Raw genomic sequence first — 15,696 nt, forward strand, 5'->3', positions numbered from 1 at the left:
ATTGCCGTTTTTATACCGATTCGGCTTGGTACGGGGAAGGTTTTGATTTAGAATGCGCTAGTTAAGCTGCCGTTAATTGCCTATCCACGCAACGATCGGTGTTAAATTAAGAAAAATCGGGTGTATCTTTGGTGTATTTCAGCAAGCCGGAGCAAACCGATAAGTGTAAATTGCCATGTTTAATGGAGACCCTTATGGAAACGCAAACATATAACTACAAGGTGGTGCGCCAATTTGCCATCATGACTGTAGTTTGGGGTATCGTGGGTATGCTGGTAGGAGTGATTATCGCCGCCCAGCTGTTTCTGCCCTCCCTCAACCTTTCAGACATCGGCCCTTGGTTCCACTTCGGCCGCCTGCGCCCGCTGCACACCAACGCCGTGATTTTCGCCTTCGGCGGCTGCGGCCTGTTCGCCACGTCATATTATGTGGTACAGCGCACCTGCAACGTGCGCCTGTTCGGCGGCAAATGGCTGCCTGCCTTCACCTTCTGGGGCTGGCAGCTGGTTATCGTTTTGGCTGCCATCACCCTGCCCTTGGGCTACACCCAAGGTAAGGAATATGCCGAGCTGGAATGGCCGATCGACATCCTGATTGCGTTGGTGTGGGTTGCCTACGCCGTCGTGTTCTTCGGTACCATCGCCACCCGCAAAATCAAACACATCTATGTGGCCAACTGGTTTTACGGTGCATTTATTTTGGCCGTGGCGTTGCTGCACATCGTTAACAGCCTGGCCATTCCCGCCGGCGCCATGAAGTCTTATTCGCTTTACTCGGGCGCCATCGATGCCATGGTTCAATGGTGGTACGGCCACAATGCCGTGGGCTTCTTCCTGACCGCCGCTTTCCTGGGCATGATGTACTACTTCGTACCCAAACAAGCCGGCCGCCCGGTTTATTCTTACCGTTTGTCTGTCGTGCACTTCTGGGCGCTGATTTTCACCTATATGTGGGCCGGCCCACACCACCTGCACTACACCGCACTGCCCGACTGGACTCAATCTTTGGGCATGGTGCTGTCATTGATTCTGTTCGCACCCTCATGGGGCGGTATGATCAACGGTATCATGACCTTATCCGGCGCATGGCACAAACTGCGCACCGACCCGATTTTGAAGTTCCTGGTGGTGTCCCTCTCTTTCTACGGCATGTCTACCTTTGAAGGCCCGATGATGTCGATTAAAACCGTCAACGCATTGAGCCACTACACCGATTGGACTGTAGGCCACGTTCACTCCGGCGCCTTGGGCTGGGTTGGCTTTGTTACCATCGGCGCGATTTACTATCTGATTCCTCGCCTGTTCGGCCAAAAAGAAATGTACAGCACCAAACTGATAGAAGCACACTTCTGGATTGCCACCATCGGTGTTGTGCTATACATCGCCTCCATGTGGATTTCGGGCGTGATGCAGGGCCTGATGTGGGGCGCATTGAACGATGACGGCACGCTCACCTACTCTTTCGTCGAATCGGTCAAACGCAGCATGCCTTTCTATATGATTCGCTTTTCAGGCGGCCTGCTGTATCTGAGCGGTATGATAATCATGGCCTACAACGTTTACCGCACCGTTATCGGCGGCAAGCCCGTTAATGCCGAAATCCCTGCCGTTTCTCAAGCGCAACACCACTAAAAGAAAGACAGGCTACCAAAATGAAATTACAACAATTAGTCGAAGAAAAAGTCGGAGTATTGATTGTATTTACTTTCTTGGTGATCAGCGTCGGCCTTCTGATTGAAGCGGTACCGCTGTTCTTTACCAAGTCGGTAACAGAGCCGATTAAAGGCGTTAAGCCCTACTCCGCCCTGCAAGTTGCCGGACGCGATATCTATGTTCGCGAAGGCTGCTACAACTGCCACTCCCAAATGATCCGCCCGTTCCGTGCGGAAACCGAACGTTACGGCCATTACTCCGTAGGCGGCGAATCCGTTTACGACCGCCCGTTCCAATGGGGCTCCAAACGCACCGGCCCCGACTTGGCCCGCGTGGGCGGCCGCTATTCCGACGAATGGCACCGCCTCCACCTGCTGAATCCGCGCGATGTGGTGCCCGAGTCCAACATGCCCGCTTTCCCGTGGCTGGCGCGTAACAAAGTTGATGCCGAAGCAACCGTGCAACATATGAAAGCGCTGCGCGCAATCGGCACACCTTACAGCGACGAAGAAATCGCAAAAGCACCCGAAGAACTGACCGACAAATCAGAATTGGATGCTGTGATTGCTTACCTGCAAGGCTTGGGATTGGCACTGAAAAACGTAAGGTAACATCATGGATATCAACTGGGCGCGTTCGTTTTTTACCGTTTGGGTATTCGCCAGTTTCATGCTGGTTCTGTATATTGTGCTGAACAAGCGCAATAAGAAGAATTATGACGATGCTGCCAACAGCATCATGGAAGACAACGACACCCCTGATAACGATAAAGGCGTGCGCTAACCCGGTTTCCCGTGACAACGGAGCAAATAATGAACACAACTTCCCAATTTACCAGCAATTTCTGGAACATATACATTGCCGTTATCGTATTGCTCAGCTTCATCGGCTTGCTTTGGCTTCTGCTTTCACAAAACAAAGTTAAAGCACCCCCAAAAGGTGAAGACGTTAAAACCATGGGGCATTCATGGGACGGTATTGAAGAATATAACAACCCCCTGCCCCGCTGGTGGTTCTGGCTCTATATCGCCACTTGGATTTTCGGTGCAGCCTATCTGTTCTTATACCCGGGCTTGGGCGACTACAAAGGCTATCTGAACTGGACCAGCACCAACCAATACGAAAAAGAAATTCAGAAAGCAGACGAGCAATACGGCAAACTGTACGCCAAGTTCGCCAATATGCCTATTGAACAAGTAGCCAAAGACCCGCAAGCCCAGCGTATCGGCAAGAATCTCTTTGACACCTACTGTATCCAATGCCACGGCTCCGATGCAAAAGGTTCGAAAGGTTTTCCCAACCTGACCGACCACGACTGGCTGTGGGGTGGCGAGCCTGCCAAAATCCAAGAAACCATTCAAAAAGGCCGTACCGGCACCATGGCCGCTTGGGGTCCTACTTTAGGTGAGGAGCGTGTAAAAGACGTCGCCCACTACGTGATGTCGCTTTCCAAAGGCAAAGACCAATACGATGCCGACCGTGCGGAACGCGGCAAACTGCTGTTTAACGGACCGCCCGCCAACTGCTTCACTTGTCACGGCGATAAAGGCCAAGGCATTCAAGGCCTAGGCCCGAACCTGACCGACGACATCTGGTTGTGGGGCGGAACCCAAAAAGCCATTATCGAAACCATTACCAACGGCCGCCACAACCAAATGCCCGCTTGGGACAATTTCTTGGATAAAGACAAACTGCACATTATGACCGCCTATGTATGGGGTTTGTCTAACAAAGACGGTAAATCACCGGCCAAACCCGCAGAAGCTGCTCCCGCTGCTGCGTCTGCCGGTGCAACTCCGGCTTCCGAACCGGCAGCTTCCGCAGTACCTGCTGCTTCGGCTCCTACAGAACCTGCCTCCGATAAGGCCGATGTAACTTACGACACCCAGGCCGGCACACCCGTCGGCACCTTCTACTTCGCCACCGGTAAAAGCGAAGTGGCCGACAACGCAGCCACCATCCTGACTGATCTGATTAAAGCCGGCAAAGACGGCAAAAAACTGGTTGTCAGCGGCTACACCGACAGCACCGGCAACGCCACCGCCAATGAAAAGCTGTCAAAAGCACGTGCGCAGGCAGTGGAAGCTTTCTTAAAAGCGCAAGGCGTTGATGCCCAAAACATTGAATTGCGCAAACCGGAAAACACTACCGCCGCCCAAGGCAACAATGCCTCAGGCCGCCGTGTAGAAGTAAAAGTCGAAGGCTGACCGCCATCATCTGAAAAACCAAAAAACCAAACTGCACCCTGAAACCGGAATCTACCCGACTTTCAAGGTGCAGTTTTTTATGGAAAATACACCGGGAAGTTCAGTGAAACAAATAAAAGTGAACAAATAAAGCCGTTATTGAGCATCTGCCAAACAGAGAGCTGCCACTGGAAGTTCGCGACATCGCCGCCCTTTATCCCGACTACCGCATTGAGACGGTGGCCGAACAGCAGGCATTGCTGCGTCATTGAACCGTCGCGTTCAATACCCGCCCTACTGACACAACATGCCCGCCGAGACCTTTGCCCCCCAGATGTGGATACAGTTCAAGGCGTAGCAACACAGCGGGCGCAGACATATCAAATGGCTAAGCGGGCGGGCAGCGCACAACGCAGAAATACGCCGCAGATGGGGGTTTTGCAAAGGTCTCAGGCGTTTTATCCGCTGCGGCCGAAACGGTATAATCAAAACCATCATATTCAGGAGGCCGCCATGCACACCTTGTCTGCCGAAGCCCGCACCAACAGGGCGAGGGCGCGTTTGAAAAAAAGCCGCCGCCGGGCCACGGGGCTGCTGCTGCTGGCCTGTGTGCTCTTTGCCGTATCGGCCGCGTATGTCAAACACTATCCCGCGCTCGGCTATGTGAAAGCCTTTGCCGAAGCGGCGATGGTGGGCGCGCTGGCCGATTGGTTCGCCGTTACCGCGCTGTTCCGCCACCCGCTGGGGCTGCCGATTCCACACACCGCGATTCTGCCGCGCAACCAGCACCGTATTGCCGACGAATTGGGGCGGTTTATTGAAAACAATTTTTTGCAAGGCAGGCCGATTGCATTGCGCGTGTATCAGGCCGCGCCGAGCGAAAAACTGCTGGCGTGGCTGACCCGGCCGCAAACCCGCGGCCAATGGCTGCCGTGGCTGACCGCCCAACTGCCCGCGCTCTTCAAAGTGGCCAAACCCGAGCAAACCGCACGTTTTCTGGGTATGCTGCTGGCCGAACAATACAGCGGCGAAAGAATCGGCAAAACGCTTTCAGACGGCCTCAAAGCCCTGAAGGCGCAAGGCTTGCACGACATGCTGTTTAACGCCGTGCTGAAACAGACCCGCCGCTGGCTGCAAGACCCTGAAACCCGTTTGCTGCTCGAACAAAACCTGCGCGAGTGGGCGGCCAAAATCGAAAGCGACGCACCGAGCACTTGGGAAAAACTGAAAGCCTCGCTCAAAGGCACACTGGTAGATAAAGTGGACGGCTGGGTGTCGGAAAAAGCCCTCGACTGGGCTGACGGCTATCTGGCCGCCGCGCTGGCCGATCCGAACCACCGCATCCACCGCAGTTTCAATGAACAATACGACCGCATGGCCGACGCCCTGAGCCGTTCCCGCCTGTGGCACAAACGGCTGGAACAAGGAAAGATGCAGCTCGCCCAATCTCCCGCCGTGCGCGAAATGCTCGAAAAAAGCTGGCAGAGCCTGCAAACTTGGACGAAAAACGACGTGCAGCAAGCCAATTCGCTATGGCTGGCGCAACTGAACAAACTGCTCGACCACATGATTACGCAGGCGCAGCGCTATCCGCAGTTTATGCGCCGCACCGACGTGCGCATTTCGCTGATGGTGCGCGATTTCGTGATGCGCTATAAAGACAAGGCGGCCCTGTTTGTGGCCGACAAGGTAAAAGGCTGGGACAGCTCGCAGATGGTGGAAAAACTGGAGCTGAGCGTCGGCCGCGATTTGCAGTTTATCCGCATCAACGGAACGCTGGTAGGCGGCTTGGTAGGATTGGTGATTTACTGCGTGTCGCAATGGGTGTTTTAGCCTGCCTGTTGTAAACCACAAAACACGCTTCCTTTTCCGAGAGAAACAAATTGCCGAGAAAAACAAATCAAGACTGATTCAGCCTGCCGGATCCGGATACGTAAAAAACATTGTCGGTTTATACGATTAAGATAACCTGAAAGCACCTGCAATCAAGTTACCTCCCTGCTGTACCCAGGTTTCGGCATCGGCTGTGATCGTATAACAGATTAACTTAACTTTCGCCACGGCGTTGTGCGGCCTGCTGCCTTGTATCGAAGTAATTGAATCCGCTATAATAAAAAAACAGCCCGAAAATTGGGCTGTTTTCTTTTGATGGTGCCGACATCGAGACTTGAACTCGAACGACCTAGGGTCACTACCCCCTCAAGATAGCGTGTCTACCAATTCCACCATGTCGGCAAAAACTGTATTTTTAAAAAAACCGTAATACCCAAACACCATTATTGGTCTGAGGAAGCGGGCGTTTGCGGTGTAGTTTGTACGGGAGTGCTCTGTTGCACCGTGCTGAAATCCAACCCGTGTTTGCTTGAATGGGTATTAATGTAAACCATAGCCATGCAGGTGGCAAAGAACACGGTGGCGGCGATGGCGGTGCTTCGGCTTAAAAAGTTGGCGTTACCACCCGAACCGAACACGCCTTGGGCGCTGCCGCTGCCCGAACCGAAAGTGGCACCCGCATCCGCGCCTTTGCCGTGCTGCATCAAAACAAGCACGATAACGGCCAAGGCGGCGAAAATGTTGATAATCCAGATAACGGTTTTAAAGGCTTCCATAATTCCTATGATTCTTGTGCGGCATCAATGATGGCGGTAAACGAGTCGTAAGATAGGGATGCCCCGCCTACCAGTGCGCCGTCTACATGCGGCACGGCGAAAATGTCGGTCGCGTTGCCGACGTTGACGCTTCCGCCGTAAAGGATGCGGATATTAACATCGTTGCCGCACAATGACAAGATTTGTTTGTGAATAAACGCGTGCATGCCCGAAATTTGGCTCGTGGTGGCGACTTTTCCGGTGCCGATGGCCCATACGGGTTCGTAGGCAACGGCAATGTTTTTAGTGTTCAATCCCTCTAAAATCGAGAGTTGGTGGGCGATTATTTCTTGTTCTCGCCCTGCTTCGCGCTCTTCCAGGCTCTCGCCCACGCAAAGCAGCGGGGTCAGTCCCACATTTAGCACATTCACCATTTTTTGACGCTGGATTTCGTTTTTTTCGCCGAAATACAGGCTGCGCTCTGAGTGGCCGATCAAAACGATATCCACGCCGATGTCGGCCATCATGTCGGCGGACACTTCGCCGGTGTAGGCACCGTTGCCGGGAAAGCGGCTGACATCTTGCGCGCAGGTGAGGATGCGGTTGTTGAGCACAATCTGCATGGCGTTGTGCAGTTGCAGCAGGTAAACGGTGGGGGCGGCCAAACCGATAACCACCCGGTCGGCCGTAGGCATGATGCGGAATCGGTGCATCAGTGCATTATTGTTTTGCAGGCGGCCGTTCATTTTCCAGTTGCCGATAACCCATTTCTTGTCCCACATGGCTCGGTATCCTTCGTTTACTTCGTAACGTTTCGGATTTTAGCGCACATCTCTGTAAAAATGTAGTGCGCTGTAATGATAAAAATATGCAAACAGGCCGTCTGAAACGCTTTCAAACGGCCCGGCAACGTTATCTGTGTCGGTTTATTTGTTTTTGGGGGCTTGCTCTTTCGCATCCAAACCGGCTTTGTATTCGATGATGCCGTAATCGTTGCGTTCTATGGAAACTTCCAGCCCTTGGTTGCGGCGCGTGAATTTCAGGCCGGCATCGTCGCGTTTGATGTCGGATTCCACCACTTTGAAGCCGTGCCGTTGGGCGTGGGCGCGCACTTGGTTGGCCAATCCTTCTACACTGGCTTCGTTGCTGCTCACATGGAATTCGGCTTCAAAATCCCCACTCTCTGCCCGGTCGGCCTTAACCACTTCTGCGCCGCGCGGCTGGAAAATCTCACCGGGCAGCGGTGCGGCGAAAGCGCTGGCGGAAAACAGTGCCATAATACCGGTAAGCAGCAGGGTTTTCGGTGTGTTTTTCATTTCAAATACCTCTGGTGTTGCAAAATACCTGCTGCAATATAACCAGCCGCAGGCGTCTCGGGCAAGCCGTTATACTTTTTTTTACTGCAATCTGTATTTGGCCGTTTTATGCTTACGCATACTTGCATTCTGAAACCGTGCGGGCGTTTTTTTCAGACGGCCGCCCGTTTGGCTGCGGATACGGTTTCAAACTTTTTCACAACTCCGCTCCGTTTTGCGTTTGCCGGAAAAATATTTGCCGTCGTTTCCATACGGGATGACGGCAAATATTTTTCCGGCAATGTCTGGGGCGTTTAGTTGTCGGCCGCGTGCCAGGGTTTTTGTGCGCCGGCGTGGAACGAGGGTTTTTCGCCGCCCCACAGGGTGTCGATGTCGTAAAAGTCGCGCACGGCGGGCAGCATAACGTGTACCACCAAGTCGCCGGCGTCAATCAGCGCCCATTCGCCGCCGTCTTGGCCTTCGCTGCCGAGAATTTCAAAGCCGGCTTCTTTTAAATCGACGGCCACGTTGTTGGCCAGCGCCTTTACTTGGCGGTTGCTGTCGCCGCTGGCAATAATCATGCGGGAGAACAGGGAGGTTTTTTCTTGGGTTTCGAGCACGGTGATGTCTTTGCCTTTGATGTCTTCCAAAGCGTTCACGGCGATTTCAACCATTTTTTGCAGGTCTTGCAATTCTTGTTTGTTCATTTTCGTTTCCTGTTTATTTATAAAGTGTTCAGACGGCTTGGGCTGTTACCGATAAATATAAATAAGGTTAAATAAGGCCGTCTGAAAATCGTTAGCGGTAAAGGCCGTGCTGCCTGATATAGGCTTCTACACGCCCGTCTATCAGTCCCGCTGCGCTTTCACCGTTATGCAGACGGCGGCGGATTTCGGTGGAGCTGATATCGCACAGCGGCGCCTGCAACGGTTTTAAGCTGCCGTTTTGCAGGGCCTGCCCCAGCCAGCCTTGCAACTCTTGCGGCGCTTGGGCGATATTGCCGCCGGAGCGGCCGGCAACGGCAATGTGGGTTTGTTTGACCAGGGTCTGCCATTTTTTCCAAGTATGCAGTTTGAGCAGGCTGTCGCTGCCGAGCAGCCACCACAATTGGGCGGTGGGGAACTGCTGGCGGAAAATTTGCACGGTATCGAAGGTGTAGGTTGCGCCTTCGCGCACGATGTCGCAGTCGCTGACGGCAAAACGGCTGTCGGTGGCAACGGCCAATTCGGTCATCGCCAGCCGGTGTTTTGCAGGGGTGCGGGTACTTTCTTCTTTGTGGTAGGGGTCGCCTGCGGGCAGAAAAACCACCATGTCCAAACCCAACTCGTCGGCGAAAGCGCGGGCGATATGCAGGTGGCCGTTGTGGGGCGGGTCGAAAGTGCCGCCGAAAAGTCCGATTTTTTTCATTAGCTTAAGGTGCTACGGGGCATTCAGCCTTACCGTCCACAATCACGGTGAGTTTGCCGGTGGTGGGGTGGATAACGAGGCCGTGAACGGCAACGTTGTCGGGCATCAGCGGGTGGCGGCGGATGATGCCGACGGTGTGGCGCACGCTTTCTTCTACGTTGTCGAAGCCGGTGAGCCAACCGTCGAGGTCGATGCCGGCATTTCGCAAGGTGGTGATGCGGTCGTCGGGGATGCCGTTTTGGTGGGCATGGTTGAGAAAGGTGCCGGGGCTGAGGCCGCGCATACCGCAATCGTAGTGGGCGATTACCATGATTTCTTTAACTTTCAGCTCAAACACGGCCACCAGCAGGCTGCGCATCACCGAACCCCAAGGGTGGGTAACGAGGGCGCCGGCGTTTTTAATCAGTTTGGCGTCGCCGTTTTTCAGCCCCAATGCACGCGGCAGCAGTTCTACCATGCGCGCGTCCATGCACGATAAAATCGCCAACTCGCGCTCGGGGAATTTGTTGGTGAAAAATTGGGCGTATTCGCCCGAATCTACAAATTTCCGGTTGAAGTCTAAAATATGGTCGAGTTCGCTCATGTCGTGTTCGGTTTCATGCTGTGGTTTGCGGCCATTATAGCGGTTTCGGGGCGTGTGTGTGCAAAGAGGCCGTCTGAAATGTTTCAGACGGCCAGGCCGGGTTGGGAAGCCTTGCGTTTATTTTTCCGGCCTGCGTTCGGTTTCCGGCACTTCGCCGGCATCTTTCAACGCATCGTTCACGGTCTGCTCTATCGGGTTGATGCCCGATTGTTCGCGCACGATGGCTTTCTGCCGTTCGCTTAAAGGCGGGTTGACGGCCAACGCTTCTTCTTCGCGTTTGCGTTCGGTTTCTTCAAAGCTCTCGTAAGGCCGGGGTTTGATGTTGCCTGTGTTTGCAGCCGGTTTTCCGTTTGCTGTCATAGGGTTGCCCTTTCTGAGTTCAACGGTTGTTATGGTGCGCCATTTCCAACGCAGTGTCCACCGCCACCATCAGGCTGCCGGAATCGGCTTTGCCTGTGCCCGCCAAATCGAGTGCAGTGCCGTGATCGACAGATGTACGCACGAACGGCAGGCCAAGCGTAATATTCACGCCTTTGCCGAAGCTGGCGTATTTCAACACGGGCAGGCCCTGATCGTGATACATAGTTAACACGGCATCGGCATCTTTCAGCATAAACGGCTGAAACAGGGTGTCGGCAGGATAAGGGCCGCGCACATCTATGCCTTGTGTGCGCAGGTTGTTAAGCGCGGGGGTGATGATGTCGATTTCTTCATACCCGAGATGGCCGCCCTCGCCCGCGTGGGGGTTCAGCCCCGCCACCAAAATGCGCGGCGCGGCTATGCCGAATTTTTTTTGCAGATCGCGGTGTACGATTTGCGCCACCGACTCAAGCTGCGGTTGGGTAATAGCGGCGGCCACGTCTTTCAACGGCAGATGGGTGGTGGCCAGCGCCACACGCAAACCGCCGCCTGCCAGCATCATCGCCACCTGCCCCGTGCCGCTTTTTTCGGCCAAGTATTCAGTGTGGCCTGAAAAAGGCACGCCGGCATCGTTGATAATGCCTTTGTGCAGCGGCGCGGTTACCATCGCAGCGAATGTGCCGTTTTGAATACCGTTGTAGGCGGTATCGAGCAGTTCGAGTACATAAGCGGCGTTTTCAACGTTCAGACGGCCTGCCTCGCACGGGGCTTTCAAAGGAATATGCAGCACTTCCAATACGCCTTCCTGCTGCCCGGCGGCCGGATTGAAATCTTGCAAAACAACGGCTTTGCCCAACCGGTCGGCACGCGCCTGCAACAGGGTTTTGTCGCCCAGCACCACTAAGCGGCAAGGCAGCTCGGCGGCGGGCAGGTCGAGGCAGATATCGGGGCCGATACCTGAAGGTTCGCCGGATGTAACGGCAATAACGGGCAAGGGCATTTCGTTTCCTTAATCAGAATCAATGAATCGGCCTGCTATTTTAGCCCACTCTTGCAGAAATTTCCGCTTGAGAACTGTTCCCTTTTTTTGAAAAATGGTAGGCTTGCTCATTTTATATGACTAGAATCGATACAATGATTGCGGTTACCCTGCAAAATCTAACGGTGGCGTTCGGCATCACCTTGGCCGCCGGGCTGGCGACGGTGCTGGGCAGCGTGTTGGTGTTTTTATCGAAAACCCCCAACCCGCGTATGCTCTCGTTCGGGTTGGCGTTTGCGGGCGGCGCGATGGTTTATGTGTCGCTCACCGAAATATTTTCCAAATCACAACAGGCTTTTACTGCGGCCTACGGGCAAAGTATGGGCTTTGCCGCCGCCACTTTCGCTTTTTTGGCGGGACTTGGGGCGGTTGCCTTAATCGACCGCTTGGTGCCCAACCCGCACGACACCTTAGACGCACACGATCCCGAATTTCACGAAAAATCACGCCACCACATCGCCCGGGTGGGTTTAATGACGGCATTCGCCATCACCGCCCACAACTTTCCCGAAGGGCTGGCCACTTTTTTCGCCACGCTGGAAAACCCCGCCGTGGGCACGCCGCTGGCGCTGGCGATTGCCGTCCACAATATTCCCGAAGGCATCTCGATAGCCGCACCGGTTTATTTCGCTACCCGCAACAAAGCCTTAACGGTTGCCGCCTGTCTGCTTTCGGGCTTGGCCGAACCGTTGGGGGCTTTGCTGGGTTATTTTGTGTTGAGGCCTTTTCTTTCGGATGCCGTGTTTGGCGCCATCTTCGGCCTGATTGCCGGCGTGATGGTTTTTTTGGCGTTGGACGAGCTGCTGCCGGCCGCCAAGCGTTATTCAGACGGCCACGAAACGGTATACGGCCTGACTTCGGGCATGGCGGTGATTGCCTTGAGTTTGGTATTGTTCAATTGGTAGAGGCGCACACCGCCGCTTATAGCAGGTTAAAAACAGGCCGTCTGAAAGTGTTATTGCCTGTAAGTGCAAAGTATTCCATTCAGAAGATTGCCAGCGCAGCACAAACTCCGTATAATTTCGTTTCCGTTAGAGAGGTGGATGAGTGGTTGAAGTCGCACGCCTGGAAAGCGTGTATACGTGAATAACGTATCGAGGGTTCGAATCCCTTCCTCTCTGCCAGATACCGAACCCGGGCCGTTTAGTCCCGGGTTTCTTTATGAATACCAATATGGGTTTTGCAAAGTCCTCTGACAATTGATAAATATTGAGGTTGAAATCCCTGAAAATCCCATGCCCGGCCCGATAGTCGGCCGATGGTGTTTCAGCCATAATAATGTTTTCCACTCCTGAGCATCTTTAAATGCACCCCTTTTTCACCGGACTGATGATTACCGGCAGCCTGATTGCTGCCATCGGCACACAAAATGCTTTTGTTTTGAAACAAGGTTTGATCAAACAGCATGTGGGCCTGGTTGTGTTGCTGTGTTGGCTGTGCGACGTAGTATTGATTACGCTGGGCGTATTCGGCACTGCCGCCCTGTTATCGGACAGCCCCACTGCTTCCGCGCTACTGGCACTGGCAGGCGGCCTATTTCTGCTGACCTATGGTGCAATAAACACCAAACGTGCCTGGCAAGGCGGCGGACACTTGGCTGTAAACACCGACAAACCGGCCACTGTTTCCACCCTGAAAACCGCCACAACCACGCTCGCCCTAACTTTGCTCAACCCTCATGTATATATCGACACAGTGGTGTTGATCGGCGGTGCGGCTTCACCTTTTAACCCGGCAGGTAAAATACTGTTTCTAATCGGATCGGTAACCGCTTCGGCACTATGGTTTGCTTCGATAGGCTTCGGTGCGCGCCTGCTTCAGCCTCTATTCCGCCGAGAACGTGTGTGGCAGGTTCTCGACGGCCTGATAGCTGCCATGATGTTTTATCTGGCATGGGGCCTACTGAAACAGGCATTACCCCTGTTGTTCTGATACGGTAATCCTGCAAAACCCGAGGCTGTCTGAACAAATACTTTCAGACGGCCTCAGGTTTTATACGGCAACAGCTTCCCGATCATAATCAGCCTGCAAACAAAAAATAGTATATTGTTACAGCAGATCGGAGTTTGACTGAAAAACCATGCAGCAGCAATCGGGTTAACGGAGCTTTCTCAAATCCGACTCCGAACTACCATGACAGGGGGCAATTAAAACCTGCCCCGTCAATCTTCTGAATATGCAGACGCGGACTTTCAACCCGAAATACTGCCGTTACACCAAAGAAAAGCAGGGTTTGAGACCTTTGCAAAACCTTCAGATGCGGATGCAGTTCAAGGCGTAGCAGCGCAGCGGGTGCAGACATAACATAGAGTCAGGCAAACGGGCGAGCAGCGCACGATGCAGAAATACGCTGCAGATGGGGTTTTGCAAAGGTTTCCATATAGGAAAGCCCTGCCTTACGGCAGGGCTTTTTTCACCAACTGTGCAATCAGCCGATAAATTCAACATGCTTTTCCAGAATGCTGCTCAGGGTTTCACCTGACGATATGCCGGCAAACGTAATGCTGTTTTGGTAAACCGCACCGTCTTGCCCCACGCCGGTAAAGCTCAGAGTGTGAGTTTGGTCGTTCCATACCGCACCTTGCAGCTGGTCGGGGCCGACCAAATCGGCAAATACCACTTTATCGCTGCCGGCTTGGAAATCCATAATTTGATCTTGGCCGCTGTTGCTGTTGGCCAAAAATACGAATTTATCCGCACCTTCACCGCCAATCAGGGTATCGTTACCGGCACCACCGAACAGGATATCGTTGCCTTCGCCCCCGTTCAGCGTGTCGTTACCTCCATCTGAACGGCCGTCAAGCAATTGGATCCAGTGTTTTTGGATATAGTCGACTTTTTGTTGGTCGCTTGCAGCAACACCGCCGTTTTCACTCCATTTGATGAATTCGCTCAAGGCTTCCGAACCCATACCGTTATGGCTGCCTGCTGCGTAAACCGCACCTGTGGCACCATCGGTCCAAGCCAAATGGTCGGTATTGATAGAATCGCCGAATAAAATGTCGTCTCCCTCACCGCCAATCAAGGTATCGTTAGCAACACTGTCAAGCACGGTAACCGAAGAACCTTTTGCTAAAGCCGCATCTAATTCGTCGGGCGAATTGACGATTGAAGCTTCACCTGCAGTGCCTTGATATTTTACGGTGGTATAGCCTTTGGCATTAAAGCTTGCTACTACATCGCTGCCGCTGCTCAAGCTGCCCGAAGTGGTATTGTCGAAATACTTCAACGTGGTTTGCTGTACACCTTGGGCAAAGCCGATGGCATGCACGTCGGATATTGCGCTCAACTTCTTAAAGCTCTCCAAGCTTGCATCTACAGAGCCTTGGGTTACATAGCCCAAATTGCTGTATGGGCCGCTCTTACCGTCTTCACCGTAAGCCGTCGGCTGGCCGTCGGTCAGGAAGTAGGTAACATTGGTATAACCGTTACCCGATACTTTTTTAAACCACGCAGCGGTATCGCTGAAAGCATCATCGTAATTGGTTACGCCTCCGGCTTTACTTTGCTGGGCAATAATGCTTCTCAACAATGAATCTACATTGCCTTCGTTCAAGCTGCGGATATCAATCACCTGTTTGGCGGTCTGGTTAAACACAATCAGGCTCACATTAATATCACCGTCGTGCGTTGCCAATTCGCCGGCCAGTTTCAGTAGAGATGCTTTTGCCATGTTAAGATAAGACGTACCGTTGGCCGTTTTGTATGTTTTCATACTGCTCGAAATATCAAACAGAATGGCCACATTATAGTCTGTACCTTTGGTGATAATCGTTTGAGTACCTCCGGTATCGCCAATCAATACATCGTTACCCCCACCGCCTCTGATATCGTTATCTGACTCATTCGTACCGATTTTGATCTTATCACTGTCCACTCCGTTGATAGTAATATTCAACTCGGCAGTTGAACTGTCGCCGTCAGCATCTTTAACGGTGTAAATAAAGGTATCTACCAGTTTTTGACCGTTGTTCAGGGCTTTTACTGCGGCGTTGTTACCGTCAAGTTCGTAGGTATATCGGCCGTCTGAATCCAGCACCAGCTTACCGTAATTACCGGTTTGCTTGCCAGCCGTTACCGTTACCGGCACATCAGCACCAGTTATATCGTTAGCCAATACATTGCCACTCACTAAAGTACCTTTTTCACTGATACTGTTGCTGTCGTTTACAGCCACAGGCGCAGTATCGGTAATCTTGATATCCAAGCTGTCCATCGCGGTATTGCCCGCTCTGTCTTTTACCACCACGATAAACTTATCGACAACGGAATCATCACCTTTGGAATGGTCTTTACGCACACCGTTTTCGATGTAGGTATAAGTAACAATACCTTTGTCTGCATCATAACCGCTAACCACCAACTGACCTTGAGCCGTTTTCACCGTTACCGGATTGGCGGCGGAGGCAGATGTAATATCTTTACCTGCAACCGTAACCGCAGCTATTCCGCCGACATCACCTATCTTAATAATGCCGCTGACTTCGGCTCCGCTAGCCTCTACAACCTGCTGGTCTTCTGCTTTCGCAAACGGTGCCACGGTATCGATGCTGCCGTCGTCTTTGGCGCGGCCTTCGTTGCCGGCG

At 53.0% G+C, this 15,696-nt stretch carries 17 protein-coding genes, 2 tRNA genes and 1 pseudogene; 8 read left to right on the plus strand and 12 right to left on the minus strand.

The window, feature by feature from the left end:
- Positions 1 to 194: 194 nt before the first annotated feature.
- Genes ccoN through ccoP form a run of 4 tightly spaced genes read left to right on the plus strand, consistent with a single transcriptional unit; the run spans position 195 to position 3,859 of the window.
- Complete coding sequence (ccoN, locus tag Q3970_RS01395; RefSeq protein ID WP_303098830.1) at positions 195 to 1,631, plus strand: cytochrome-c oxidase, cbb3-type subunit I; 1,437 nt, start codon at positions 195 to 197, stop codon at positions 1,629 to 1,631.
- Between the two features lie 20 nt (positions 1,632 to 1,651).
- A complete protein-coding gene (ccoO, locus tag Q3970_RS01400; RefSeq protein WP_303098831.1) occupies positions 1,652 to 2,263 on the plus strand; it encodes a cytochrome-c oxidase, cbb3-type subunit II in 612 nt (203 codons plus the stop codon).
- A 4-nt stretch (positions 2,264 to 2,267) separates the two neighbouring features.
- Positions 2,268 to 2,435 carry a CcoQ/FixQ family Cbb3-type cytochrome c oxidase assembly chaperone gene (locus Q3970_RS01405; protein WP_303098832.1) on the plus strand — a complete coding sequence of 56 codons (168 nt, stop codon included), beginning with the start codon at positions 2,268 to 2,270 and terminating at the stop codon, positions 2,433 to 2,435.
- 29 nt (positions 2,436 to 2,464) lie between these two features.
- The gene (gene ccoP, locus Q3970_RS01410) at positions 2,465 to 3,859 is read left to right on the plus strand and encodes a cytochrome-c oxidase, cbb3-type subunit III (RefSeq protein WP_303098833.1); all 1,395 of its coding nucleotides are present in this window, start codon (positions 2,465 to 2,467) and stop codon (positions 3,857 to 3,859) included.
- A 77-nt stretch (positions 3,860 to 3,936) separates the two neighbouring features.
- Here ccoP and Q3970_RS01415 read toward each other — a convergent pair whose 3' ends face one another.
- Both Q3970_RS01415 and Q3970_RS01420 read right to left on the minus strand, forming a co-directional pair.
- Positions 3,937 to 4,107 (minus strand): hypothetical protein, encoded by a 171-nt coding sequence (locus Q3970_RS01415; protein WP_303098834.1) that lies wholly within the window; start codon positions 4,105 to 4,107, stop codon positions 3,937 to 3,939.
- A pseudogene (locus Q3970_RS01420) lies at positions 4,104 to 4,336 on the minus strand (hypothetical protein). Before Q3970_RS01420 ends, Q3970_RS01415 begins: the two are co-directional and overlap by 4 nt.
- A gap of 15 nt (positions 4,337 to 4,351) precedes the next feature.
- Between Q3970_RS01420 and Q3970_RS01425 the strand changes: the two are divergent.
- Positions 4,352 to 5,671 (plus strand): DUF445 domain-containing protein, encoded by a 1,320-nt coding sequence (locus tag Q3970_RS01425; RefSeq protein ID WP_303098835.1) that lies wholly within the window; start codon positions 4,352 to 4,354, stop codon positions 5,669 to 5,671.
- A gap of 316 nt (positions 5,672 to 5,987) precedes the next feature.
- Here the strand turns inward: Q3970_RS01425 and Q3970_RS01430 are convergent.
- The 9 genes from Q3970_RS01430 to pdxA all read right to left on the minus strand — a co-directional run bounded on the left by Q3970_RS01430 (position 5,988) and on the right by pdxA (position 11,071).
- Positions 5,988 to 6,073: transfer RNA gene (locus Q3970_RS01430), tRNA-Leu, on the minus strand.
- 41 nt (positions 6,074 to 6,114) lie between these two features.
- Positions 6,115 to 6,447 (minus strand): preprotein translocase subunit SecG, encoded by a 333-nt coding sequence (secG, locus tag Q3970_RS01435; protein WP_303098836.1) that lies wholly within the window; start codon positions 6,445 to 6,447, stop codon positions 6,115 to 6,117.
- 5 nt (positions 6,448 to 6,452) lie between these two features.
- A complete protein-coding gene (tpiA, locus tag Q3970_RS01440; RefSeq protein ID WP_303098837.1) occupies positions 6,453 to 7,208 on the minus strand; it encodes a triose-phosphate isomerase in 756 nt (251 codons plus the stop codon).
- Between the two features lie 144 nt (positions 7,209 to 7,352).
- On the minus strand, positions 7,353 to 7,742 hold the full coding sequence (locus Q3970_RS01445) for a hypothetical protein (protein WP_303098838.1): 390 nt from the start codon (positions 7,740 to 7,742) through the stop codon (positions 7,353 to 7,355).
- Between the two features lie 293 nt (positions 7,743 to 8,035).
- A complete protein-coding gene (gene rsfS, locus Q3970_RS01450) occupies positions 8,036 to 8,428 on the minus strand; it encodes a ribosome silencing factor (RefSeq protein WP_303098839.1) in 393 nt (130 codons plus the stop codon).
- A gap of 91 nt (positions 8,429 to 8,519) precedes the next feature.
- The gene (gene nadD / locus Q3970_RS01455; RefSeq protein WP_303098840.1) at positions 8,520 to 9,128 is read right to left on the minus strand and encodes a nicotinate-nucleotide adenylyltransferase; all 609 of its coding nucleotides are present in this window, start codon (positions 9,126 to 9,128) and stop codon (positions 8,520 to 8,522) included.
- 4 nt (positions 9,129 to 9,132) lie between these two features.
- Positions 9,133 to 9,711: a carbonic anhydrase gene (locus Q3970_RS01460; protein WP_085365383.1), complete on the minus strand. Its 579-nt coding sequence runs from the start codon at positions 9,709 to 9,711 to the stop codon at positions 9,133 to 9,135.
- 117 nt (positions 9,712 to 9,828) lie between these two features.
- The gene (locus Q3970_RS01465; protein ID WP_303098841.1) at positions 9,829 to 10,071 is read right to left on the minus strand and encodes a cytochrome-c oxidase; all 243 of its coding nucleotides are present in this window, start codon (positions 10,069 to 10,071) and stop codon (positions 9,829 to 9,831) included.
- Positions 10,072 to 10,090: 19 nt separating this feature from the next.
- Positions 10,091 to 11,071, minus strand: coding sequence for a 4-hydroxythreonine-4-phosphate dehydrogenase PdxA (gene pdxA, locus Q3970_RS01470; protein WP_303098842.1), 981 nt, complete (start codon positions 11,069 to 11,071; stop codon positions 10,091 to 10,093).
- A gap of 134 nt (positions 11,072 to 11,205) precedes the next feature.
- Between pdxA and zupT the strand changes: the two genes are divergently transcribed.
- The 3 genes from zupT to Q3970_RS01485 all read left to right on the plus strand — a co-directional run bounded on the left by zupT (position 11,206) and on the right by Q3970_RS01485 (position 13,042).
- The gene (gene zupT, locus Q3970_RS01475; RefSeq protein WP_303098893.1) at positions 11,206 to 12,015 is read left to right on the plus strand and encodes a zinc transporter ZupT; all 810 of its coding nucleotides are present in this window, start codon (positions 11,206 to 11,208) and stop codon (positions 12,013 to 12,015) included.
- Positions 12,016 to 12,143: 128 nt separating this feature from the next.
- Positions 12,144 to 12,234, plus strand: a tRNA-Ser gene (locus tag Q3970_RS01480).
- Between the two features lie 181 nt (positions 12,235 to 12,415).
- Positions 12,416 to 13,042, plus strand: coding sequence for a LysE/ArgO family amino acid transporter (locus tag Q3970_RS01485; protein WP_303098843.1), 627 nt, complete (start codon positions 12,416 to 12,418; stop codon positions 13,040 to 13,042).
- Positions 13,043 to 13,538: 496 nt separating this feature from the next.
- On the opposite strand, the gene Q3970_RS01495 is transcribed toward Q3970_RS01485, so the two are convergent.
- On the minus strand, positions 13,539 to 15,696 hold a 2,158-nt coding region (locus Q3970_RS01495; RefSeq protein WP_368494363.1), incomplete at its 5' end, for a VCBS domain-containing protein.

Origin of the sequence: Neisseria sp., from assembly GCF_030530745.1 — a bacterium.
Taxonomy (GTDB): Bacteria; Pseudomonadota; Gammaproteobacteria; order Burkholderiales; family Neisseriaceae; genus Neisseria.

Coding starts and splice junctions, on each gene's coding strand:
- ccoN (WP_303098830.1), top strand. CDS start 195: ATGGAAACGCAAACATATAACTACAAGGTGGTGCGCCAATTTGCCATC.
- ccoO (WP_303098831.1), top strand. CDS start 1,652: ATGAAATTACAACAATTAGTCGAAGAAAAAGTCGGAGTATTGATTGTA.
- Q3970_RS01405 (WP_303098832.1), top strand. CDS start 2,268: ATGGATATCAACTGGGCGCGTTCGTTTTTTACCGTTTGGGTATTCGCC.
- ccoP (WP_303098833.1), top strand. CDS start 2,465: ATGAACACAACTTCCCAATTTACCAGCAATTTCTGGAACATATACATT.
- Q3970_RS01415 (WP_303098834.1), bottom strand. CDS start 4,107: ATGACGCAGCAATGCCTGCTGTTCGGCCACCGTCTCAATGCGGTAGTC.
- Q3970_RS01425 (WP_303098835.1), top strand. CDS start 4,352: ATGCACACCTTGTCTGCCGAAGCCCGCACCAACAGGGCGAGGGCGCGT.
- secG (WP_303098836.1), bottom strand. CDS start 6,447: ATGGAAGCCTTTAAAACCGTTATCTGGATTATCAACATTTTCGCCGCC.
- tpiA (WP_303098837.1), bottom strand. CDS start 7,208: ATGTGGGACAAGAAATGGGTTATCGGCAACTGGAAAATGAACGGCCGC.
- Q3970_RS01445 (WP_303098838.1), bottom strand. CDS start 7,742: ATGAAAAACACACCGAAAACCCTGCTGCTTACCGGTATTATGGCACTG.
- rsfS (WP_303098839.1), bottom strand. CDS start 8,428: ATGAACAAACAAGAATTGCAAGACCTGCAAAAAATGGTTGAAATCGCC.
- nadD (WP_303098840.1), bottom strand. CDS start 9,128: ATGAAAAAAATCGGACTTTTCGGCGGCACTTTCGACCCGCCCCACAAC.
- Q3970_RS01460 (WP_085365383.1), bottom strand. CDS start 9,711: ATGAGCGAACTCGACCATATTTTAGACTTCAACCGGAAATTTGTAGAT.
- Q3970_RS01465 (WP_303098841.1), bottom strand. CDS start 10,071: ATGACAGCAAACGGAAAACCGGCTGCAAACACAGGCAACATCAAACCC.
- pdxA (WP_303098842.1), bottom strand. CDS start 11,071: ATGCCCTTGCCCGTTATTGCCGTTACATCCGGCGAACCTTCAGGTATC.
- zupT (WP_303098893.1), top strand. CDS start 11,206: ATGATTGCGGTTACCCTGCAAAATCTAACGGTGGCGTTCGGCATCACC.
- Q3970_RS01485 (WP_303098843.1), top strand. CDS start 12,416: ATGCACCCCTTTTTCACCGGACTGATGATTACCGGCAGCCTGATTGCT.